The following is a 21,836-nucleotide window of genomic DNA, read 5'->3' as shown; positions in this document are numbered from 1 at the left end:
ATATTCTGAATCTTATCATCAACTTTGTTCAGCAACTTCATCCCACATATTTAAGCCGGCATCGATCAAAGATTGCGGAATGATGTCTTTGTACGCTGTTTTAGGGTCAACGATCCTGCGATACCAATAATCCTTGGTATCTTGTATAAATGCCGGCATATCTATCATATCGGTATGTTTAGGGTAGGTCAGGACAAGACCTACAAAAAATACCAACGCTTGATCGTGGATCATACGCAAATTTGTATCACCTGCTTTTGCAAAAACTTCAGAACGACTGACAGATTGAACAAAATACTGGTACGAAAAATCATTGACACAGTCTCCACAGCCAATATCTTCTAAAAACAATACAAAAAATAAATTCCTGTTGCGACAGGCAAAGCTATAATAACTGGACCAATAGCTATAAAGCGAATCAATTTTTTCTCCATCCGCATTGGCTCTTTGATGAATATCTGCAAACACGTCTTCAATCATCGCTTCTTTAAATCTCTGCATATTTGAAAAGTTTAAATAAATTGGTTGTGTCGATGTGCCAGCATAATCAGCAATCCTTCTCACGGTTATCTTTTTTTCATAATCCTCAGAAAGATATTTTTTAAAACACATAATCAAGTATTTCTTGGTAATTTTAGCTTTTCTCATCACTATCTTTGTCCTTTCTTTACAGCCATGTCCGCGATTCTGCTATCACCTCCTAATTGAACCGAGCTAACTTGCTGCAACGTTTTCTTCCGCCTCTTCCTCACTTGACATAATGGGACAATGCATTGTATTGAGTAATAAATTGAATGGTTACTACTACTTTATCAAAAAAGGGAACAGTATCCTATATAAAAAGTCAAATAAAATGATTTATTTTGTTTATATTGAATAATTGCATCAATCTGCACTTACATTTAGGATCTCTCATTCTTAAGACTGATTTTTGTTTTAATGGGTTGTTCCTCAATACTATGTATTGTATAGTATTGATAAGAAATGGAGGGAAAGCAGTGGATGCACAATTAAAAAAAGGGTTGTTAGAGGTGTGTGTAATGGCTTTTCTACAAAGAGGTGATTCTTATGGGTATGAAATGGTTAAGCATATTTCTCCCTTATTGCCCATTTCCGAATCAACCCTCTACCCTATCCTAAAAAGATTAGAAGCCAGCAAATCGGTTCAGACGTATACAAAAAGTCATCAAGGGCGCACGCGAAAATATTATCAAATCACAGCACAAGGCAACACCCGGATCACTGAGTTTTTGACCACAGACTGGCCGCAATTGACCATGATCCATCGATTTATCAAAGGAGGCGTTTAAAATGGAGAGAGTGGACTTTATTAAAGAATTGGCAGCGGAGTTATCTTACAAGACTAAGCCGAGGGAAATACATCAGCTGATCGACTACTATGATGAAATGATCGAAGATTTGATAGAAGAAGGGTTGTCCGAAGCAGAGGCGGTGGCGCGATTGGGCAAGCCTAAGGACCTCGTCAAAGCGTTGCATACAGAAGAGGAGATCGTAGTTGAGATTCCAAGACGTTTTCATCCTTTTTTGTATGTCTTGCTGATCTTAGGGTTTCCGTTGTGGGGGAGTTTGTTGTTGGCTGCTATCTTGTTGATGCTTAGCGTATTGCTCGTTTTATGGTGTGGACCATTTACAACTGGTATTCTAGGGATAACAGGTGTATTAAGCGGGATTGCCAGTGTCGTTTTAAGCCCTTTACTGATCACTGACGGACTCTTTCTCCTGTTCTCACAACTCGGCGTTGGCCTTTTCTTATTTGGTTTTGGGCTACTCTGCCTATTAGCGACTTATCGGATGAGCAAGTTGTTTTCAGGCCTTTCAATGGCCTGTATCTTGTGGCCAAGACAATTATTGACTAACTACAGAAAGAAGGTCATTTAAATGATTACCATCAATAAAAAATTTCTAGTCTCTGTCAGTTTGGCATTTATGTTTCTGGGTTTAATCGTAGGATTTGTCGGTTTTGCCATGAGCGGTTTTTCTGTTCAATCTTACCAATTAGATGAACGGCATTGGTACCAATTGGTGAACTTCTATACAGAATAAAGAGCAAAAGTTCAATAATTTCACAGAATAGTGAAATTATTGAACTTTTCTTTTTAGATACAACGTATTACTATAAATATACATCCTGTATCCTATTGCATAGGGTAACCGAAAAAATCCATACCATCCTATGGATTTTTTTGTGTATCATTGAACAACATAAAAACGCGACACCGACTTTTGATCGCCCATTGTACACGTCTCTCTATGTGCTCGACTACTCTTTGATTGCTTGAATTTCTTGAACTGTACCAATGGGGAACAAGCCTCGGAAAATGCCACGGATGATTGGTCCTGCTACAAAAAGCTGCAATGGCAAAGCAACGATCACGTTTTTACCAATATTGATCAACCAGTTGATCATCAGCGAATGCGTTGGATTGCCGTGCATGATCGCACCGAACAATGACATGAAGAAGACCATCCCAGCGATCATCAATGAAGAGATCAACCCGATTTTCTTCCAAGTTGCAGAGGCCGGGGTCAAGTATTTAAAAGCAAAACCTTTTGCAGGTCCCGATACGATGAACCAATCAAGAATGAATGCGATACAAAGTGCCAATGGCAGCTCATTCCAAGCTAACTGGAATGCTTCTAGAGCTACACCTACTTGGAACATTAGGTTATAAACACTCATAAAGTACACCATAAAGAAACACATCAAGGTGGTATAAATCAAACTTTCTTTTTTGTTGATAGGCATGAAACAACTTCCTTTCTTTTTGTGTTACCCGACCATTCTAGCAGAATTAAAATTTTCGTGTAAGTAAAAATTTCCACATTTTCAAAAAAAGTTTTCATCCCTTTTTAAGCACACCTCTTGACACAGTTCCCCCTAATCAGTAGAATAGCTATTAGATTAAATCGTACAGATAACAAGCGGTGACGCTTGTCGAGAGAGAGGCGGTTTCTATGTAAATAGAAACGGTCTTTTTTTCTGCGAATTTTTAGAGGTGAATTTATGGAAAATAACAAAAAACTCGTGGGGGCTATCCTCGCGACTGGACTGATGTCATTTGCAGGTGTTTTGATAGAGACAGCGATGAATGTCACCTTTCCAACCTTGATCCAACAATTTGGGATCACAACTTCAGATGTCCAGTGGGTCACAACGATTTATTTATTGGTGATTTCAATCATTGTCCCTATTTCGACTTTTCTTCTGAAGAGATTCCAATTAAGAACCTTATTTTTGGCAGCCAATATGTTCTTTCTAGCCGGTTTGGTGATCGATTTTTTATCGCCGACATTTGCGATTTTACTGCTGGGCCGTTTATTCCAAGGTGCTAGTACCGGCATTGCACTTCCCTTGATGTTTCATATTATTTTGACGTATTCTCCTTATGAAAAACGAGGCGCAACGATTGGGTTAGGCAACTTAACGACCTCGATCGCCCCTGCAATTGGACCAACTTATGGCGGATTACTGACAGCCCACTGGTCTTGGAATGCGATATTTTTATTTTTGATCCCGGTTTTGTTGATCTCGCTATTTCTTGGTCTATCCTCGATTCCAAAAAACACCGTCCAAAGAAGTGGTCATTTAGATAGTCTCAGTGTCTTAGCAATCGTGATGCTCTTTAGTGGTTTCTTGCTCTTCCTCAACCAATTGGGAACGATTGCTAGTCTTGTCCCACTTGCTATAGGTCTGATCGGCCTAGGACTGTTTTGGCAGCGTGCCAAAGGTCCTCATCCTTTGATTCGTTTGGATGTCTTGCAAAATCAAAGTTTCCGCCTCTTTTTGTGCGGTTTTCTTGTGTGCCAATTTCTACTTTTAGGTGTGTCATTCGTCTTACCTAATTTCGTCCAAATCGTCTTAGGCAAAGACGCCTTTACTGCTGGTTTGATCATGTTGCCAGGGGCTGCCATTGGCGCAATACTGGCACCGATTGCAGGTCGGTTGCTGGATAAAGTTGGTCCTAAAAAACCGATTTTGCTAGGAATGGTACTCATTGTCATCGGCTGGTTGGCTCTAGCACTCTTATTACGCAGCATATTCATTTGGGGATTGGTCGCAGGGCATGTATTTTACATGATTGGGATTGGCTTATCGTATAGCAATATGATGACGACGGGCTTGAATAAATTAACACCCGAATTGTATGCGGATGGCAACGCGATTTTCAATACGCTGCAACAATTTTCAGGGGCGGTTGCAACCGCTATTGTTGCAACGATCATTAATCTGTCACAACGCAATGCCGGTTATCTGCAAGGAACGATCCTTGGCTCTCAAATCGCCATGTTTGTGCTGTGGGTGATGGTATTGGTTATTCTTTTCTTTATGGTCCGCTACTTCTCCCAACCAGATCCTAAAACAAAATAAAAAAACGTCATTGGCTTCTTCGTGCTGAAGCCAATGACGCTTTTTTTTGTTCCTTTAGTTCAATGTTGCAGAACCAATTTGATCTTTTGCTTTAACCGTTCCTGTTTTTGCCAATGAAAGTTGATCGACCTTCTCTGCATTGGTGATGACCGTTAGTATATCAGTCTTCTTGCCAGCTGCTGTCACTGCATCTAGATCCATCACAGCAATCTGTGTTTCTGGTGTGACTGTATCGCCTTCGGCTACAGTGATCTCAAAAGGTGCACCTTTTAATTCAACTGTGTCTAATCCCATATGAACCAAGACTTCTGCACCGCCAGGTGTGAGAATCCCAATCGCATGTTTGGTTTCAAAAATACTGGAGATTTTTCCCGCTACTGGGGCATAAATCAACCCATTGATTGGTTGGACAGCAAAACCATCACCCATCATTTTTTGAGAAAAGACGGGGTCTGATACTTCAGTGATCGCAATCATTTGACCATCGGCTGGCGCATAAAGTGTTTCCGTAGTTCCTGCAGCTGTTGCAGGTGCTGCTGTTGCCGCCGTGTCAGATACTTGTGGCGCAGGTCCTGTCGCAGGATCGCTCTCACCTTCAACCAAAGCCAAATCTGGTTCTAATTTATTGAGGAACTTCACTTTTCTCAGGATAAGTGTAAAGACGAACGTCAGAACGATCGTTAAGGCCATTGATAAGAAGACCATCGGATAATTTTCAATCTTAAATGATAGGAATCCTGGCAGTCCGCCAACACCAATGCCTAACGCCCGAGTATTGGTTGCTGTGATCAGCATACCGCCGAAAGCTGAACCAATCATTGCTGCAACAAATGGATAAACATACTTAAGATTGATCCCGAACATCGCTGGTTCTGTTACACCCATATATGCTGAAATCGTTGCTGGCAGAGAAACTTGCTCTTCTTTTTTGTTGCCACGGTGTAAAAACCAAATCGCAAATACTGCCGTACCTTGTGCGATATTTGAAAGCATGATCATCGGCCACAAATTTGTTGTGCCGTAATCAGCGACAAGTTGTGTATCAATGGCTAAAGTTGTATGGTGCAACCCTGTGATAACCAAAGGTGCATACAAACCGCCGAAAACAAAACCAAATAACCAATTAAGTGGTGAAGTCAAACCTGCATTTACGACCCATGAAATACCAGAGCCAATTTGCCAACCAATAGGACCTAAAATCATATGAGCTGCTAAAATAGTTGGTAACAATGAGAAGAGTGGTACAAAAATCATTGACACTGCTTCTGGAATCCATTTACGGAAAAACCGTTCAAGGTAAACCAACAAGAAGCCGGCCAACATCGCTGGTATAACTTGTGCTTGGTACCCAATTTTTTCAATTGTAAAGAAGCCAAAGTCCCAAGTATAATTTTGAAGAATATCTGCGGCACTTGTAGAACTCACAGAATAAGCATTCAATAATTGCGGTGATACTAATGTAATCCCTAAAACAATACCAAGAATTTGTGTGGTACCCATTTTACGGGTAATACTCCAAGTAATCCCTACTGGTAAAAAGTGGAAGATTGCTTCACAAGGTAGCCATAAAAATCCATTTACACCATTCCAAAATGTGGAAGCTTGTGTGATTGTTTGTCCATCTAAGAAACCAAGAGGAACACCTTCTAGAAAGTTTCGAAGACCAAGCATTAGCCCCCCAACAATAATTGCTGGTAATAAGGGTGTGAAAATTTCGGCTAATGTCCCGATTGCACGCTGAACGATATTTTGATTATTTTTGGCAATCGATTTACTTTGCTCTTTTGAAACGCCTTCAATTCCAGATACATCTGTAAAATCGTTGTAGAATGTTGAAACATCGTTTCCAATAATTACTTGAAATTGTCCGGCATTCGTAAACATGCCTTTTACGCTAGGAATCTCATCGATTGCCTTCTCATCTGCTTTTGATTGATCATTCAAAACAAAGCGCATCCGAGTGGCACAGTGTGTGACAGCCGCAATATTCTCTTTTCCGCCGACATACGTTAACAGCTTTTCAGCATCATCATGATACTTACCCATCCTAATAAACCCCTTTCATATACACTTGTATATATATGTTTTTATTTCGTGATAATCATAACTTTATATTTATTATTTTGCAAGCGTTTCATGCTGTTTTTTTAGATTTCAAATCAAGAATAATTTAAAAACATTTTCTGATTTTTAGTATAAAGCTTATATGACAGCGTTAAAAAGAGTATTTTTTTACAATAAAATAATAACTTCGGAATGTTTATTTGTTCAAAAGACAGCTAAAAAAAATAAAAAAACAAGTAAGATAAATTGTAAAAGCTTACAAAATAAGATATAATCATGTTGCATGTATAGACAAGTTAAAAGGAGGATATCTACTGTGAACATCATTACAGTGTCCAATGAACAGTGGTTGCTGCGAGAGGCCCATGGCGAAACAACCTCTTTTGCTGGACCATTATCAGAACGAGTAACCGAACTGACATCTTATTTAAAGGATACACAAACCGGTGGCGTCATATCAGAAACAATTGTTTTTACCAATGAAGAAGGCACCTTTTCGCTTGACCAATGGTTAACTGAAAAATTAAATCAGCCTTTTGTCTGTGGAACTAAGGAAACATTCGATGAAAAAAGGGCTGCTATTCCTTGGACATTGGAGTATTACGGCTATACACCTGGAAAAGATGAATATTCTGTCGAATCATTACTAACTGTCGGAAATGGCTTTATTGGGTTGCGTGGAACCACACCGGAAATGTCAATCAGCGACGAAAATTATCCTGGCTTATATATTGCCAGCCTTTACAATACAGTAGAATCAGATGTGGCAGGACATACCATTCGCAATGAAGACTTTGTGAATGCACCTAATCTGCAAAAAATGTATATCATGATCGATGATGAAGTGATCGATATTGCCCACAATCAAATTGTATCTTTTAAACGAACATTGGATTTACGTACCGGGTTATTCCAATCAACGGCCGAAATTGAAACCAAACAGCAAAAACGCGTTCGGATCGAAACGAAAAAAATCGCGAATATGAAAGATATTCATCAATATAGTTTAGTTTACACATTTACACCACTGAATTTTTCAGGGGATGTGACATTGGTTAGTGAAGCAGACGGTGCTGTTTACAATTACAACGTAGCTCGTTACCGTAGTTTGACCAATCAACACTTACATGTACGTTCTGCAGATGCTGAGGAAGCCAAAGCACAGCTTGTAGCAGAAACCACAAATTCTCAAATTACAGTTGTTCAATCATCTGAAATATTTGCTTCGGCTTCTTTATCAGAGATAACCTCTGACGTAACTGCCACTGGTGTGAAGCAGTCCTTGCCGCTATCTGTTGAAGAAGGACACACCTATCAATTTGAAAAATCAGTCACTGTAGCAGCCTATCGTTCCAATGAAGAACAACCTGCTAGCCCATTGAACCAATTGGCGCTTCCACGTTTCGATGTGATGTATCAAGAGTCACAACAAGTATGGGCGCAATTATGGCAAGATGCGGCCATTGAAGTCACAGGTGATTTGATGTCGCAAAAAATGCTGAATCTGCACACGTATCATGTCTTGGTATCTGCTTCACCGAATGCCTACCAAGACTCCCTTGATGCCAGTATTACAGCACGAGGATTACATGGTGAAGCCTATCGCGGTCATATTTTCTGGGATGAGTTGTTTATTCTGCCTTTCTATATCGTTCATTTTCCAGACACTGCCAAAGAAATCTTGCGATACCGCTATCGTCGCCTAGCAGCAGCCAAAACGGATGCCAAAAAAGCCGGCTATCAAGGTGCGATGTTCCCATGGCAATCCGGACTAGATGGCAGTGAGCAATCTCAAGAACTGCACCTGAATCCGATTAGTGGTGAATGGAAGGAAGATCACAGCCGCCTACAGCGCCATGTTTCATTAGCTATCGCTTATAACGTTTGGCAATATTGGCATAACACCAAAGACAAACAGTTTATGGCGGACTACGGTTTAGAACTGATGCTGGAAATCGCCCACTTTTGGCAAAGTGCAGCAACCTGGGATCAGGAAGCACAACGCTACTTTATCGATAAGGTGATGGGACCAGATGAATTCCATGAAAACTATCCGAACAGTGAAATTGGTGGCTTGAAAAACAATGCTTATACCAATATGATGGTGGTATGGTTGTTTGAAGAGATCGATCATTTACAAGCTGAAATCGATACAGACATCTTTACAGGTATTCTGCAAAAAACAGAGTTGACTCCCGCTGACCTAAATACAATGGCCGACATTCGGACAAAATTAGGTTTAGAAATCGATGCAGATGGAATCATTGCCCAATTCGAAGGCTACTTCCAATTAGAAGATTTAGACTGGGATCATTACAAAAAAACCTATGGCAATATTTACCGAATGGATCGCATTTTAAATGCTGAAGGCAAAAGTGCTGATTCTTATAAAGTAGCCAAACAAGCAGATAGTTTAATGATTTTCTATAACTTCTCCAAGCAACAAGTCAATCAAATTTTGACTGATTTGGATTATGAACTGCCAAGTGACTATGTCGAAAAAAATCTCAACTATTATTTGCAACGGACCTCTCATGGATCAACACTGTCCCGCATCGTTCATGCACAACTAGCGGCTATGGTAGATGACCAAGAGTTGGCATGGTCGTTGTATCAAGAAGCGTTGTCTTCCGACTATCGTGATATCCAAGGCGGAACGACCGCAGAAGGTATCCACGCTGGCGTAATGGCTGCAACATTGTTTATTCCATTAACGACTTTTGCGGGAATTGATCTTAGAGAGCGACTTGTTCAAATTGCACCAAACTTGCCGAAAGCTTGGGCATCGCTGGCCTTCTCATTGCACATCCGCGGTGTGCATTACCAAATCAATGTTACACATGAAACATTGACGATAACAGTGGATCAACCGGAAACGATCCTAGTTAAAGGCAAAGAGTATCAGTTGTCCCCTCAAGAGCCACAAACAATTACTTATTAGGAGTGTTCATGATGAAAAAAGGTTTTGTATTTGATTTAGATGGCGTGATTACCGATACCGCTAAATATCACTATATTGCATGGAAAGAACTGGGTGCAGAGATTGGTATTGAGATCGACTTGAAATTCAACGAACAATTAAAAGGAATCAGTCGTATGGATTCATTAGAACGTATCCTCTCTTTAGGCAACAAAAATGATGCGTATACTGAAATTGAAAAAGAAGCATTAGCCACAAAGAAAAACACCCAATATGTCCAATTGCTGCAAAGTTTAACCCCCGAAGATCTATTGCCAGGTGTCAAAGAATTCTTAGCGCAAGCGAAAGAAAAAAATATCCCTTGTGCCATTGCTTCGGCATCAAAAAATGCGCCCTTTATTCTTGATAAATTAGGGGTGATGTCTGACTTCGCTACGATCGTTGATCCAGCCACATTAAAAAAAGGCAAGCCAGATCCTGAGATCTTTGTTCAAGCATCACTTGCATTAGGTATCGAACCTACTGAAGCAGTTGGTTTTGAAGATGCACAAGCGGGTATTGATGGCATTAAAGCTGCAGGTATGTATGCGGTGGGTGTGTATTCCGGAGAAGCGCTTCATGGGGCTGATGTCATTGTCGAAAAACTGACAGAGTTGAACATTGACGATCTACTGGCAAAATAGCAGATTGCTTTTCCAAAAATGCCTCGCTATAATAACCTGTGAGGAGGCAGTCGAATGAATAAGTTTAAAGAAATATTCTTAGATTTAGAACAAAAAATCGTGGCCAAAGAATACCCCCCACACACTTTGCTGCCAAGTGAGAATCAACTGATTCAAACGTATGGTGTCTCACGAGAAACAGTCCGTAAAGCGCTAAATCTCTTGCGTAATGCCGGTTATATTCAAAAAAAACAGGGTAAAGGCTCGATTGTATTGGATCTCAATCGCTTTGATTTCCCGATCTCTGGCCTAACCAGCTTCAGAGAGTTGCAAGAAACGCAACGCATTCCTAGTGAAACCAAAGTGGTCGAAATTCGAAAAATAGCTGTTTCCCCCAAACTACACGAAATCACAGACTGGCCGGTAGCTGCTGAAGCCTGGAAGTTAGTTCGCCAAAGAAAGATCGATGGTGAAGTCGTCATTTTAGACAAAGACTATTTAGATGCCTCGATTATTCAAGTATTACCGGAAAAACGCGCACAAGTTTCGATCTATGATTATTTTGAAAATGATCTAGGATTGGAGATTGCTTATGCTCAAAAAGAAATCACTGTTGATCCGGTCAATAAAGAATTGCGTGATTTAATGGATCTCCATCCAGATGATCAGCACGTTGTGACAGTCCGCAGCTTAGTCTATTTAGAAGATACTCGTTGCTTTGAGTATACAGAATCCATTCACCGTTTAGACAAATTCCGTTTTGTAGATTTTGCTAGACGAAGAAAAATTTGAAGAAATCCATTACAATTAAAAAGACGGAAGATCCCTTCAAAAGTGATCTTCCGTTTTTTTCAAAAAAAAGCGCTAGGCAATCATGTCCTAGCGCTTTTGGCTATTTAGCATAGTCTGTTGCACGGGTTTCCCGGATAACAGTTACTTTGATATGGCCTGGGTAATCCAGATCATCTTCAATTTTCTTACGAATATCCCGTACCAAGCGGACAGCATCCAGATCCGAGATTTCCTCTGGTTTGACCATCACGCGGACTTCCCTTCCTGCTTGGACCGCAAAGCTGGAATCAACGCCTTTGAAACTATTGGCGATATTCTCCAAGTTTTGTAGACGGCGAATATAGTTTTCAAGTGATTCGCTGCGGGCACCTGGACGAGCTGCAGACAATGCATCAGCAGCAGCAACCAAGACTGAAATGACTGATGTGGCTTCAACATCACCATGGTGAGAAGCAATCGCATTGATCACTGTCGCATTCTCTTTGTATTTGGCCGCTAATTCAGCACCAATTTCAACGTGAGAACCTTCGATTTCATGATCCAATGCTTTACCAATATCGTGTAGTAAACCTGCACGTTTGGCCAATTGAATATCTTCACCTAATTCAGCAGCTAGCACACCACTTAATTTTGCAACTTCGATCGAGTGATTCAAGACATTTTGTCCATAACTCGTACGGAAACGTAAACGACCTAAAATTTTGATCAAATCAGGATGTAATGTGTGGGCACCAACTTCAAATGCTGCTTGCTCCCCATATTCACGGATATGTTCATCCATTTCTTTTCGTGATTTTTCGACCATTTCTTCGATACGAGCTGGATGGATTCGACCATCTTGAATCAATTTCTCAAGAGTCATTCGTGCAATCTCCCGACGAATTGGATCAAAACCAGATAAAACGACTGCTTCTGGTGTATCATCAATGATCAAGTCGATACCAGTCAATGTTTCCAATGTCCGAATATTGCGCCCTTCTCGTCCAATGATCCGACCTTTCATTTCATCGTTAGGTAACGAAACAACAGAAACTGTTGTTTCAGATACTTGATCAGCTGCACAACGTTGAATCGCTAATGACAAGAGATTCTTTGCTTTTCGATCTGCTTCTTCTTTTGCACGTTGCTCTGCTTCTTTGACCATGATCGTCAATTCATGATTTAATTCCTCTTCTGTTGACTTCATGATCAGTTCTTTTGCATCATCTCTAGACAAAGCAGCAATTCGTTCAAGCTCTTGCTGTTGTCCATCGATTAAGTTTTCTACTTCTTTTTCTCGCTCGTCAATTAATTGTTGTTTCTCACTAAGTCTGCCTTCTTTATCTTCAAGTGAGCGTTCTCGTTTTTCCAAAGAATCGTCCTTACGATCAAGAACTTGTTCTCTTTGGAGTATCCGATTTTCCTGTGATTTTAAATCAAGTTTGCTTTCTTTCAACTCACTTTCAATTTCTGACCGATACTTCTGATTTTCTTCCTTAGCTTCTAACAATGCTTCTTTTTTGAGAGTTTCTGCTTCTTTCTTAGCGCTTTCGATAATCCCAGTTGCTGAATTCTGTGCGCCGTTGATTTCTTTCTCATGACGAGATTTCGTCACAAAAACTCCTAATCCAAGACCGACAATTAAACCGATGATAGCGAGGAGAATGTAAAGTAGTTCCAATGAATCCACCTCCATACTATCTTTTTAAATATTTTGTAGTTTTGATAAGTAAATGATAACAAAATTATCAATCGTCTACTGCTATGTGGAAAACCACATAAGTTTATTCTAATGTTTGAACACAAGAGTGTCAACTTTAAATGATACGTAAGTTACTTTAAAAATCGCTTTTTACAAAGAGATTCACCCTTTGTTTTCAGTCGAAGACGAACAAAAAACCAAACAACGACGTTGTTTGGTTTTTTTCTTTGATGATTATTCATCTAAAGGCAATTCATCTTGGCCTTCTTCAATCTCAATCGTTTCACCTGTACCGATACCATATGCATCCCGAACGCGCGTAGAAACTTCTTGCATCATTTCTGGATGTTCACGCATATAGTTTTTGGCGTTTTCACGACCTTGTCCAATCCGATCACCTTTATAAGCATACCACGCACCGCTCTTATCGACGATGTCTTGTTCAACTGCCATATCCAGCAATTCGCCTTCTTGGGAAATACCTAAACCGTACATCATATCAACTTCAGCTACTTTGAACGGTGGCGCTACTTTATTTTTAACAACTTTGATTTTTGTCCGGTTCCCGATGATATCAGTACCTGACTTCAATTGTTCTGCACGGCGCACTTCTAAACGAATCGTTGCATAAAATTTCAATGCCCGTCCACCAGGTGTTACTTCCGGATTACCAAACATGATGCCGACTTTTTCGCGGATTTGGTTGATAAAAATCGCGATCGTTTTTGTTTTGTTGATCGATCCAGATAACTTACGCAGTGCTTGTGACATCAATCGGGCTTGCAACCCAACATGGGCATCACCCATTTCGCCATCGATTTCTGCCCGTGGTACCAATGCAGCTACAGAGTCGATAACGACGATATCCACGGCACCACTGGACACCAATGCATCTGCAATTTCTAATCCTTGTTCACCCGTGTCTGGTTGTGACAACAGCAGATCATCAATGTTGACGCCTAATTTTTGCGCATATTGCGGATCCAAGGCATGCTCTGCATCGATAAAGGCTGCTGTTCCACCATTTTTTTGGACTTCCGCAATGGCATGTAAAGCAACTGTTGTCTTACCAGAACTTTCTGGCCCATAAACTTCAATGATCCGACCTCTTGGGAAGCCGCCTACACCTAATGCAACATCCAGTGCCAATGAACCACTTGGGATGGTAGAGATTTGCTGATCTATTTTCTCTCCAAGTTTCATCACTGCACCTTTACCATAGTTCTTCTCAATCTTCTTTAGTGCAGCATCTAAGGCTGCTTTACGATCATCTGCCAAACGGATAATCCCCCTTATATTCATCACTTTCGTGTGTCATTCATAAGATAATAATAGCCTGTCTATCATAAAATTGCAAGAAAAAACGAACAAACATTCGCATTATCTTAATAATTCCTTACGTATTCGATCTAAGCCCGCCATGACTGCACTATGCCGAATATAGGCGCGGTCACGGCTAAACGCATAACATGCGCTTTTCACCTCTGAGGCTGAAGCCAGTGCGATCCAGACTGTGCCTTTAGGTTGATTTTCTAAAGGATCTGGTCCTGCTACACCTGTAAATGAAACAGCATAATCCGTTCCTGCTGCAAGGCGTGCTTGCATAGCCATTGCTTCGGCACATTCTGCACTGACTGTACCATACTGCGCCAGCAGCTCAGGATCGATGTCTAAGAGCTTGCTTTTCATCACGGCTGAATAAGTCACAAAGCCCCCAGGAAAGACTTCAGAAACGCCAGGAACAGTGCCTAATGTCGCTTGGAACAATCCCGCAGTCAAGCTTTCTGCTGCAGTGATTGTTTTTCCCTTGGTCTTTAATAAATCAACGACGACCTCCACTAATGAATTTTGTTCACCATATCCATAAAAGAAAGTCCCCACGCGGGACTGGATCACCGCTTCCAATTCATCCAGTTGCTTGATCCCTTCTTCAGGAACCGTGGTCTTCACTGTCAAGCGCAAGGTGACTTCATTTGGTTTTGCATACGGTGCGATCGTTGGATTGCTTTGTTCATCGATCAAATCAGCCAATTCTGCAGCTAGCGCCGACTCTCCGATCCCATAATAGCGCAAGACACGGGAAATCAGCTGTTCTTTTTGAGGGAAAGCTTGTTTTAACAATGGTACGGCTTGTTCCAACACCATCTTCTTCAACTCACTCGGCGGCCCTGGTAATAATAAGTAGGCATGGGTTTCATTTTGATAAAATATACCTACGGCCAAGCCATTATTATTAGGTAAGGCAATTCCCTCTTTGAAGACGAGTGTTTGTCGCAAATTGTTCTCGGTCATGACGCCTTTTCTCGTTTTAAAAAATGTGTCTAGTTGCGCATAGCCTGCTGGATCTCTTACCAGTTCTTGTCCTAAATGCTGAGCAGCGACTTGTTTGGTCAAGTCATCTTCTGTCGGACCTAATCCGCCACATAGCACAATCAACTCACTGCGCTTCTCAGCTGTAACCAGTACTTCTGCCAAACGGTCTGGATTATCTCCAACCACACTATGGTAATAGACGTCGATGCCTAGTGCGGCCAATTCCTCGGATAAAAAAGTCGCATTGGTATTCACCACCTGTCCTAAAAGTAATTCTGTTCCGACTGCGATGATTTCTGCTTTCATGTTATTGCTCCTTCATAAACAAGTACGCACTTGATTGTTTTTATTGACAAAAAAAGTTCAGAAAACTTCTGAACTTTACGATCTTACATTGAGCCTTTAAAGACACTTGTATTTTTGATAAAATAGTCGACCCCGGAATAAATAGTGAAAATCAAGCATAGATACAACATGATTTGGTCAACAGGGATACCAATCAGTGCGAATGGCAAGTTATTGATGAATAAGAAAATGATCGCCACCATTTGTGTGGCTGTTTTGATTTTTCCTGGCCAGGCAGCAGCCATGACTTCACCGCTTTGTTCCACCAGCAATAGGCGCAAACCTGTCACAGCTAATTCTCGACAGATAATGATCGATACCACCCATCCTGGTGCTTTGTCTAGCTCAACAAGCATGATGAAAGCAGTCATGACCAACATCTTATCCGCCAAAGGATCAGCGAATTTACCAAAATTCGTTACCAAATTTCTAGAACGAGCGATTTTGCCATCTAACCAATCTGTGATACTCGCTGCAGCAAACAAAATGGCTGCTACCAAATGAGTAATGGGCAAGACGACCTCTCCAACCGTCAATGTGCCTAAATCAATAGGCAATACCAAGACCAAGATAAAAATCGGGATCATAAAAATACGTAAAACTGTTAGTTGATTGGGTAAGTTCACGAAATAAACTCCTCTCTGCCAACTATTGTACGTAAAATCAGTCAAAGGTGCCACTAATTCTGCTTATTTGTCGGCGATATAATGCTTTTTATTCTGCAACGTCTGCATAACTGATCGTCATGTTGACTGTTTTTTGCAATGATTCATATTGTGGATCTGTAAAATCAACGGGTTGACCATTTGCTTCAATCGTCACATATTGACTAGCCCCTAAAGTTAGGACCGCATTATCGGCACCTTCAGGCAAAGTGGTCGTTTGCGTTTCTCCTGCGGTCAGCGTGTATTGATAGACATACGCACCATCTACTTGTACACCGATCCAGCAACGGCCGTTTTGGCCAGTAAAGGTCAATGTCAGCGGTGATTCTGCGTCTTGGACATCAATCGTGATCGCTGATTGGGAAAAGTCGCTAGCTGTCATGGTCATCTCTTTTTCAGTAGAACGCTCAGTTGTTGATTCCACCGAACTAGAACTGTTTGTCGTACTACTGGTACTTTCAGTTGTAGTGGAAGAATCAGATGCAGAGTTTTCGACCACTAAAGAAGAACTGCCTTGAATCATGGGGGAGGCATTACGGTCTTGCCAAGCCATGTATCCGACAATACTCATAATCGTCAACGCAACCAATCCTAACAATATCATGGGCAAATAACGGATAACAAAAGAACTGTTCTTCTCTGCTACATGTTGGGCTTTTCGCGAACCGCTCACAGTTTCTGGCTGCGGTCGTTTTGGCAATGGTGCAGCCAACGTATCTTTACCATCAAACACAGCGACTAGCTTATCCCCATCTTCACCAACGGCTGCGGCATATTGGCGAATAAATGCCCGCACATAAAAGGTGCCTGGCAATTGTGCAAATTGATCAGCTTCGATTGCTTCCAAATATCTTTTTTGGATTTTGGTCATCTGCTGCAACTCAATCAATGAAATGTTTTTATCTAAACGGGCTTGCCGTAATTTCGTTCCAATCGTTGTTTCGTGGGCCACTCGCTCATCTACTCCAGTCTTTAATCATCTTTATCAAAAAATCCTTGCATATATTGAATAGAATCTTTATTTTCGATTCCGTCTTGCCTACTAAATATAACATTTTTTTCTGGATTTTTTTTGGAAAACTAGAAAAAAGTTTTTACTCCAATGCTTAAAGAATACCATAAAAGAAAACCCATGGATCACGCTGCCTTCAACTCGCAAACAAAATTTAATACTTTTTATAAAAAATGGTAACTATTCATAATAAAAAGAATATCTTGACCAACATTTGACTGGGCATAGATGCTGCTTTACGCCTTCATCCAGTGTGTGGGTCAAAGATATTCAAAAATAACGGGTTTCACTCAACAACTAAATAAACGCTCATTTTGTTTCTGTCGGATACATATAAAAACGACTAAAGGCCTTTGGATCGACAAAAGACAGCCCGGCAGCTTTAACATCTGCTAAGGTGATGGATTGGATCACTTCCGGCAAGTCAAACAGTGTCGTGTCGCCAAACAGACTTTGGGTAAATTGATTGGCAATAAATTCTAGCGAATTCAACGATTGGAAATATTTACCCAACATTTTTTTCTTCAGTAAATCAAGATTTGCTTGATTGATCTCTGGATCTTCCCCAATACCCAGCAAGATCTGTTCAATTTCCGCCAGCATGTCTTGCGGTGTTTCAGAATCTCCAGAAAAATCAGCAAAGTAAAAGCCGCGATCCAGATTGACTTCAAAACCAAAGGTATCATCGATGATGCTATCATCGTATAACCGCAGATAGTTGGCTGATGTATTGCCAAAGAGCATTTGGAATAACAGATTCAGTGCATTTTTGAAGCGCAGCAATTCCCGGCCATCAGTCGGCAGTTTATCTAGGTCACCTTTGATCCCTAGAACACCTTTTGCACGAGTGACTGGCATCTGCATGCTTGACTCTGGCATGATATCTGCTGCAGTTTCTGATGGAAATTGACGTATGATTGCTTTTGCTTCAGGAAAATCTTTATCTTTTTGGTTCTCTTTGATCCAAGTCATTGTTTCTTCTGGATCAATATTACCTACGATAAATAAGACCATGTTGCTAGGGTGATAGAACGTATTGTAGCAAAGGTAGAGGTCTTCGGCGGTGATATCTGCGATACTTGTCACAGTACCGGCAATATCGATATGCAGAGGATGTTTGGGATATAGATTTTTAATGATCCCAAAGAACTGCTGCCAATTTGGATCATCATCATACATTTGGATTTCTTGGCCGATGATGCCTTTTTCTTTTTCGACAGTTTCTTCCGTGAAATAAGGGGCTTGGACAAAATCAAGCAAGGTCATCAAATTCTTCTGGATTTGATCTGTTGCTGAAAACAAGTAACTGGTTTTGGTAAAACTAGTAAAGGCATTTGCAGAAGCCCCTTGCTGACCAAATTTCTGAAAGACATCGCCATCTTCTTTTTCAAATAATTTGTGTTCAAGGAAGTGGGCAATACCGTCAGGTACTTGTTTCAAGTCATCTAGATGATACCCGAAATGATTGTCGATCGACCCGTAATTTGTGCTAAATAGACCATAGGTTTTATGAAAATCAGCTTTGGGCAATAAGTATACCGTTAACCCATTATCTAAGACTTCTTCATACAGTGTTTCATTGATTTGCTGATAAACTTTTTTATTCATGCGTTGCCTCCTTATCTAAAAAGAACATCGCTTGCAGGTGCACTTGTTGTGCCAATCGCTTGACATCCGCGATACTGACATGTTCCAAACGCTGCATAAATGTGTCTTCGGTCATTTCAGAACCTGGCACCCATTGATTCAAGTAAGCTGTTTCGATCAATGCCTGCGGATTATCCAATGAAAGCAGATATTGATTTTTTAACATAGCTTTTGTTTGCGCTAATTCTTCCGCCGTTACTTCTCCTTGCTGCAAGCTTTGCAACTGTGCTTCAATCAACTGAAATGCTTGATCGCGGTTTTTGCCATCAATGCCTGTTTGGACGGATAGATAACCGCGAAATGTATCAATAGCGCTTGATGCATAGTAGGCTAAGCTGGCTTTTTCTCGCACATTCATAAACAGTTTAGAGTGGGGAAAGCCACCAAAAAGTCCATTGAAGACCATTAAAGCGATTCGGTCTTCTTGATCATAATAGACACCTGTCTGATAGGCCAAGTTTAATTTTGCTTGCGTAATCGGTTCTCTGACGATTTTTTCGCGAATGACATTTTCAACTGGCTGTTGATAAAAAACATCCGTTTCTTTATCTGCTCGATCCGTAAATGGCAATTGTGCAAAGATTGTCTGAATCACTGCTTCTTCTACATCACCGATCACAAAAATATCGATTTGGTCTTCAGTAAGCATTGCCTGATACGTTTGATATAATTCAGCCGCCGTTACGTCGATCAAATCTTCAGGGCGTCCAAAGCTCGGGTATTTTTGGTGCGCATCATTGGCGAAATATAACTCTTGCAGCGCCAATGAGGCTAACGCTTGCTTATCTTCTGCTACACTCTTCATGTATGAGATCAAATTGTTTTTTTCGATCGTGAAGTTTTTCTCGTCAAAAGCATCTCCTTGCGTATTCGGATGAAACAGCACTTGTTCAAGAAACGCTGCCGCTTCTGAAAACAATGTCGGATCAGCTACATATTTACCATTGACCAATGACATCGCTGCATTGATTTGATGGAGATTGCCTCGCTTATTCACATTCATACCAAAACTAGCGCCATATAATTCCGCCAATTTACTGCTAAAAGCTGTTTGGGTTGGATAGGCCAAACTTGTTGTTTCCAACATGCTCGTTAACAAGGTCCGTTTCGCTGTTTGCGCAACATTCAATGGCGCAGTGAAACGGACGAAAATACGAATCGTTTTATACTTTTTTGTTGGCAGTACCGTCAACCGGACGCCTTTTTTTAACTCGATCGTCATATGACACCCCTTCTAATAACAAAGATTATCTTCTCAATTATAGCATAGCCTGCTTGTTTTCTCCTTGAAACAAAGTTTGTCTTTTATTCGCGAGCGTTTTTTTTTATCATTCACCAGTTTTTCGCTATACTATGGGTAGAGTTTAGGAGGGAAATGTTATGATCAAAGAATTTAAAGAATTTATTTTGCGAGGCAATGTGCTTGATTTGGCGATTGGGGTCGTAATTGGGAGTGCCTTTACTGCTATCGTAACGAGTTTGGTTGAAGGGTTATTGACGCCGCTTGTTACATGGGTTCTATCGCTGTTTGGCAGCTCAGATGCCTTCGCAGGTCTTGTTTTATCACCAAAGGAAAATGTTGTATTTGACTTTGGTCAAGTGATTAATGCTCTTATTACATTCTTGATTACGGCTTTTGTATTGTTCTTGATTGTCAAAGCAGTCAATAAATTGCGCAACTTGCATCCACAAGAAGAGGAAGAAGCAGCGCCAGAAATCACTGCTGAAGATTATTTAGAAGAAATTCGCGACTTGTTAAAAGCACAAACGACTGGCTCTTTGCCAAATGAACAGTTGGATCAATTGTTTGATACAACGACAGACAAATAATCAAAAAAACACCTTTGCCAAATCTTACGAATTGGCAAAGGTGTTTTTTGTCATACTGATATGCATGATTCCGTCTTCTTCATAGGGTGTACTGATTGCTTCAAAACCATACTGTCCATAATATGCTGCCAAATGTTCTTGGGCTTCGATCCGGATGTCGCGCATTGGATAAAGAACCTGAATCTGCTGTAAGATTTCCTGTAACAAACGATGGCCTTCTCCTTGCCCTCGATGAGCAGGTGCTACCAGCACGCGCCCAAAATGAACGACCTCGTCTTGTAAAAAGATCCGCGCATAAGAGATGATCATCTCTTGATCGTCGACTGACCATAAGTGATACGCCCGCTGATCGATCGTATCGATCTCTTGATAGGCACATGCTTGTTCGACTACAAATACAGCCGTACGCACTTGTGCCAAACGGCAAAACGTATCAGCGGACATGTCTGCTAATCGTTTACATGTAAACACGCCACGTTCCCCTTTCTGAATATGTCAAATGTAATCAAACAAAAAAGAGTCAACGATTTGTCAACTCTTCTGTCATCACACTGCTTCTGATAAAAATTCAATTTCAACTGTTCTTGTTAAGATGTCGGAGTAGCTGTAAGAAACGCGTTCAAATGAATTTTCATTTGGATCCAAATCTACGACAAAAACAGAAGGATATGTTTCTGTCAAAACACCGCGACGTTCGGTTTGACGCTTACGTCCAGTTTGAGCAACCAGCATAATCTCACTACCGATACGGCATTCTAAATCTTTCTTGATTGTTGCTAAAGTTGTTGGCATCGCATTCACCTCGAGCATCATCATACCACGAATGGCAGAAAATTTCAAGTTTACCACAAAAGAATTACACTTTCAATAAGTTTTTTATTAATCCATCATAATAAGCGCTATCATCTTTGATCTACCACGATTGAAAGCGCTTTTTATTTTGTCGTAAGGCAGCTTTTCCTGGGCAGCAATTTGTTCAAGTTCTAATCCTTTGAGGAAATTCATTATAACCAATCCTTCAAGTGTTGATAATCCTTTAGGGTAATTAGGCAGCGCATCATGAATCATCATTTGCGCTTCAATCCATTCTTTTTGCCGATTATTGTCTGTTAAAAAATGGCCGCCCTCATTGGCGATTTTTTCTTCTAGCGAGCAAGCTTCAGCCTGTGCTTTTCTTTTTTGCGCTTGTTGGATGCGCAGTAAACTACAAATACGATTTTCAAAGGAACGTTTGAACAAGACACCAATCGTTGTTCCTTTATCAGGATCATACGCCTTAAGACATTTATCAAAGATGATTCGTCCCTCTTGCAGCCAATCATCGAAATCGTAATCTCTCAAGAAGTATTTCTTGTGAAGAATTTCTACCACAGGCTGATACTTTCGAAACTTCTCTTCAAAATCATCTGAATATTGCCTTTCTTTACTTGCCATTTATGTCACTCCTTTTGTATGTGTTTGACTACAAAAAGAGCGTAACATAAATGGTTCCCCCACTTTCTCATTTACCAGATC

At 40.7% G+C, this 21,836-nt stretch carries 21 protein-coding genes; 8 read left to right on the top strand and 13 right to left on the bottom strand.

The features are described from left to right. Positions 1-18 precede the first annotated feature (18 nt). A complete protein-coding gene (locus ACYVRS_RS13745; RefSeq protein WP_312498479.1) occupies positions 19-648 on the bottom strand; it encodes a TetR/AcrR family transcriptional regulator in 630 nt (209 codons plus the stop codon). Positions 649-998: 350 nt separating this feature from the next. Between ACYVRS_RS13745 and ACYVRS_RS13740 the strand changes: the two genes are divergently transcribed. From ACYVRS_RS13740 to ACYVRS_RS13730, 3 genes are read left to right on the top strand one after another with little or no spacing between them, the layout of a single operon-like run. Continuing rightward, positions 999-1,310, top strand: coding sequence for a PadR family transcriptional regulator (locus tag ACYVRS_RS13740; RefSeq protein WP_461203565.1), 312 nt, complete (start codon positions 999-1,001; stop codon positions 1,308-1,310). A 1-nt stretch (position 1,311) separates the two neighbouring features. Beyond that, a complete protein-coding gene (locus ACYVRS_RS13735) occupies positions 1,312-1,899 on the top strand; it encodes a DUF1700 domain-containing protein (RefSeq protein WP_054116921.1) in 588 nt (195 codons plus the stop codon). Further along, on the top strand, positions 1,900-2,064 hold the full coding sequence (locus tag ACYVRS_RS13730) for a hypothetical protein (RefSeq protein ID WP_312542315.1): 165 nt from the start codon (positions 1,900-1,902) through the stop codon (positions 2,062-2,064). Positions 2,065-2,281: 217 nt separating this feature from the next. On the opposite strand, the gene ACYVRS_RS13725 is transcribed toward ACYVRS_RS13730, so the two are convergent. Further along, entirely contained in the window at positions 2,282-2,767 is a 486-nt protein-coding gene (locus ACYVRS_RS13725) for a DUF2798 domain-containing protein (RefSeq protein WP_313537263.1), read from the bottom strand. Positions 2,768-3,025: 258 nt separating this feature from the next. On the opposite strand from ACYVRS_RS13725, the gene ACYVRS_RS13720 reads away from it, so the two are divergent. Further along, entirely contained in the window at positions 3,026-4,390 is a 1,365-nt protein-coding gene (locus ACYVRS_RS13720; protein WP_313537261.1) for an MFS transporter, read from the top strand. Positions 4,391-4,444: 54 nt separating this feature from the next. On the opposite strand, the gene treP is transcribed toward ACYVRS_RS13720, so the two are convergent. Continuing rightward, positions 4,445-6,436: a PTS system trehalose-specific EIIBC component gene (gene treP, locus ACYVRS_RS13715; protein ID WP_313537258.1), complete on the bottom strand. Its 1,992-nt coding sequence runs from the start codon at positions 6,434-6,436 to the stop codon at positions 4,445-4,447. Positions 6,437-6,770: 334 nt separating this feature from the next. On the opposite strand from treP, the gene ACYVRS_RS13710 reads away from it, so the two are divergent. Genes ACYVRS_RS13710 through treR form a run of 3 tightly spaced genes read left to right on the top strand, consistent with a single transcriptional unit; the run spans position 6,771 to position 10,828 of the window. Then, positions 6,771-9,395, top strand: a complete 2,625-nt coding sequence (locus ACYVRS_RS13710) for a glycoside hydrolase family 65 protein (RefSeq protein ID WP_461203564.1) — start codon at positions 6,771-6,773, stop codon at positions 9,393-9,395. A gap of 11 nt (positions 9,396-9,406) precedes the next feature. After that, on the top strand, positions 9,407-10,057 hold the full coding sequence (gene pgmB, locus ACYVRS_RS13705; RefSeq protein ID WP_312542306.1) for a beta-phosphoglucomutase: 651 nt from the start codon (positions 9,407-9,409) through the stop codon (positions 10,055-10,057). A 54-nt stretch (positions 10,058-10,111) separates the two neighbouring features. Continuing rightward, entirely contained in the window at positions 10,112-10,828 is a 717-nt protein-coding gene (treR, locus tag ACYVRS_RS13700; protein WP_054116915.1) for a trehalose operon repressor, read from the top strand. 100 nt (positions 10,829-10,928) lie between these two features. Here the strand turns inward: treR and rny are convergent, their stop codons facing one another. The 7 genes from rny to yfmF form a co-directional block, all read right to left on the bottom strand. Further along, complete coding sequence (gene rny / locus ACYVRS_RS13695) at positions 10,929-12,503, bottom strand: ribonuclease Y (RefSeq protein ID WP_054116914.1); 1,575 nt, start codon at positions 12,501-12,503, stop codon at positions 10,929-10,931. A 240-nt stretch (positions 12,504-12,743) separates the two neighbouring features. Beyond that, positions 12,744-13,787, bottom strand: coding sequence for a recombinase RecA (recA, locus tag ACYVRS_RS13690; protein ID WP_054116913.1), 1,044 nt, complete (start codon positions 13,785-13,787; stop codon positions 12,744-12,746). 102 nt (positions 13,788-13,889) lie between these two features. Next, positions 13,890-15,128, bottom strand: a complete 1,239-nt coding sequence (locus tag ACYVRS_RS13685; RefSeq protein ID WP_313537248.1) for a competence/damage-inducible protein A — start codon at positions 15,126-15,128, stop codon at positions 13,890-13,892. A gap of 83 nt (positions 15,129-15,211) precedes the next feature. Further along, the gene (pgsA, locus tag ACYVRS_RS13680) at positions 15,212-15,793 is read right to left on the bottom strand and encodes a CDP-diacylglycerol--glycerol-3-phosphate 3-phosphatidyltransferase (RefSeq protein WP_312498806.1); all 582 of its coding nucleotides are present in this window, start codon (positions 15,791-15,793) and stop codon (positions 15,212-15,214) included. An 88-nt stretch (positions 15,794-15,881) separates the two neighbouring features. Then, entirely contained in the window at positions 15,882-16,784 is a 903-nt protein-coding gene (locus ACYVRS_RS13675) for a helix-turn-helix domain-containing protein (protein WP_461203563.1), read from the bottom strand. Between the two features lie 369 nt (positions 16,785-17,153). After that, positions 17,154-18,452 (bottom strand): EF-P 5-aminopentanol modification-associated protein YfmH, encoded by a 1,299-nt coding sequence (yfmH, locus tag ACYVRS_RS13670; protein WP_461198926.1) that lies wholly within the window; start codon positions 18,450-18,452, stop codon positions 17,154-17,156. Then, on the bottom strand, positions 18,445-19,713 hold the full coding sequence (gene yfmF, locus ACYVRS_RS13665) for an EF-P 5-aminopentanol modification-associated protein YfmF (protein ID WP_313510812.1): 1,269 nt from the start codon (positions 19,711-19,713) through the stop codon (positions 18,445-18,447). The genes yfmH and yfmF overlap by 8 nt, the downstream gene beginning before the upstream one ends. A gap of 158 nt (positions 19,714-19,871) precedes the next feature. Here yfmF and mscL point away from each other — a divergent pair, with 158 nt between their 5' ends. Further along, positions 19,872-20,321: a large conductance mechanosensitive channel protein MscL gene (gene mscL / locus ACYVRS_RS13660; RefSeq protein ID WP_312498811.1), complete on the top strand. Its 450-nt coding sequence runs from the start codon at positions 19,872-19,874 to the stop codon at positions 20,319-20,321. Positions 20,322-20,345: 24 nt separating this feature from the next. Here mscL and ACYVRS_RS13655 read toward each other — a convergent pair whose 3' ends face one another. The 3 genes from ACYVRS_RS13655 to ACYVRS_RS13645 form a co-directional block, all read right to left on the bottom strand. Continuing rightward, entirely contained in the window at positions 20,346-20,792 is a 447-nt protein-coding gene (locus ACYVRS_RS13655) for a GNAT family N-acetyltransferase (RefSeq protein WP_312498812.1), read from the bottom strand. Positions 20,793-20,867: 75 nt separating this feature from the next. After that, positions 20,868-21,113, bottom strand: a complete 246-nt coding sequence (locus ACYVRS_RS13650; RefSeq protein ID WP_054117044.1) for a Veg family protein — start codon at positions 21,111-21,113, stop codon at positions 20,868-20,870. Positions 21,114-21,200: 87 nt separating this feature from the next. Beyond that, on the bottom strand, positions 21,201-21,755 hold the full coding sequence (locus tag ACYVRS_RS13645; protein ID WP_313537238.1) for a sigma-70 family RNA polymerase sigma factor: 555 nt from the start codon (positions 21,753-21,755) through the stop codon (positions 21,201-21,203). Positions 21,756-21,836: the final 81 nt, after the last annotated feature.

Source organism: Enterococcus salsurae (assembly GCF_054784955.1).
Note: the sequence above shows the minus strand (reverse complement) of the source record. Positions and strands in the feature narration are given on the sequence as shown.

Coding starts and splice junctions, on each gene's coding strand:
- yfmH (WP_461198926.1), bottom strand. CDS start 18,452: ATGAATAAAAAAGTTTATCAGCAAATCAATGAAACACTGTATGAAGAA.
- ACYVRS_RS13720 (WP_313537261.1), top strand. CDS start 3,026: ATGGAAAATAACAAAAAACTCGTGGGGGCTATCCTCGCGACTGGACTG.
- yfmF (WP_313510812.1), bottom strand. CDS start 19,713: ATGACGATCGAGTTAAAAAAAGGCGTCCGGTTGACGGTACTGCCAACA.
- mscL (WP_312498811.1), top strand. CDS start 19,872: ATGATCAAAGAATTTAAAGAATTTATTTTGCGAGGCAATGTGCTTGAT.
- treP (WP_313537258.1), bottom strand. CDS start 6,436: ATGGGTAAGTATCATGATGATGCTGAAAAGCTGTTAACGTATGTCGGC.
- treR (WP_054116915.1), top strand. CDS start 10,112: ATGAATAAGTTTAAAGAAATATTCTTAGATTTAGAACAAAAAATCGTG.
- ACYVRS_RS13650 (WP_054117044.1), bottom strand. CDS start 21,113: ATGCCAACAACTTTAGCAACAATCAAGAAAGATTTAGAATGCCGTATC.
- ACYVRS_RS13645 (WP_313537238.1), bottom strand. CDS start 21,755: ATGGCAAGTAAAGAAAGGCAATATTCAGATGATTTTGAAGAGAAGTTT.
- ACYVRS_RS13725 (WP_313537263.1), bottom strand. CDS start 2,767: ATGCCTATCAACAAAAAAGAAAGTTTGATTTATACCACCTTGATGTGT.
- rny (WP_054116914.1), bottom strand. CDS start 12,503: ATGGAGGTGGATTCATTGGAACTACTTTACATTCTCCTCGCTATCATC.
- ACYVRS_RS13685 (WP_313537248.1), bottom strand. CDS start 15,128: ATGAAAGCAGAAATCATCGCAGTCGGAACAGAATTACTTTTAGGACAG.
- pgmB (WP_312542306.1), top strand. CDS start 9,407: ATGAAAAAAGGTTTTGTATTTGATTTAGATGGCGTGATTACCGATACC.
- ACYVRS_RS13745 (WP_312498479.1), bottom strand. CDS start 648: ATGAGAAAAGCTAAAATTACCAAGAAATACTTGATTATGTGTTTTAAA.
- ACYVRS_RS13730 (WP_312542315.1), top strand. CDS start 1,900: ATGATTACCATCAATAAAAAATTTCTAGTCTCTGTCAGTTTGGCATTT.
- ACYVRS_RS13735 (WP_054116921.1), top strand. CDS start 1,312: ATGGAGAGAGTGGACTTTATTAAAGAATTGGCAGCGGAGTTATCTTAC.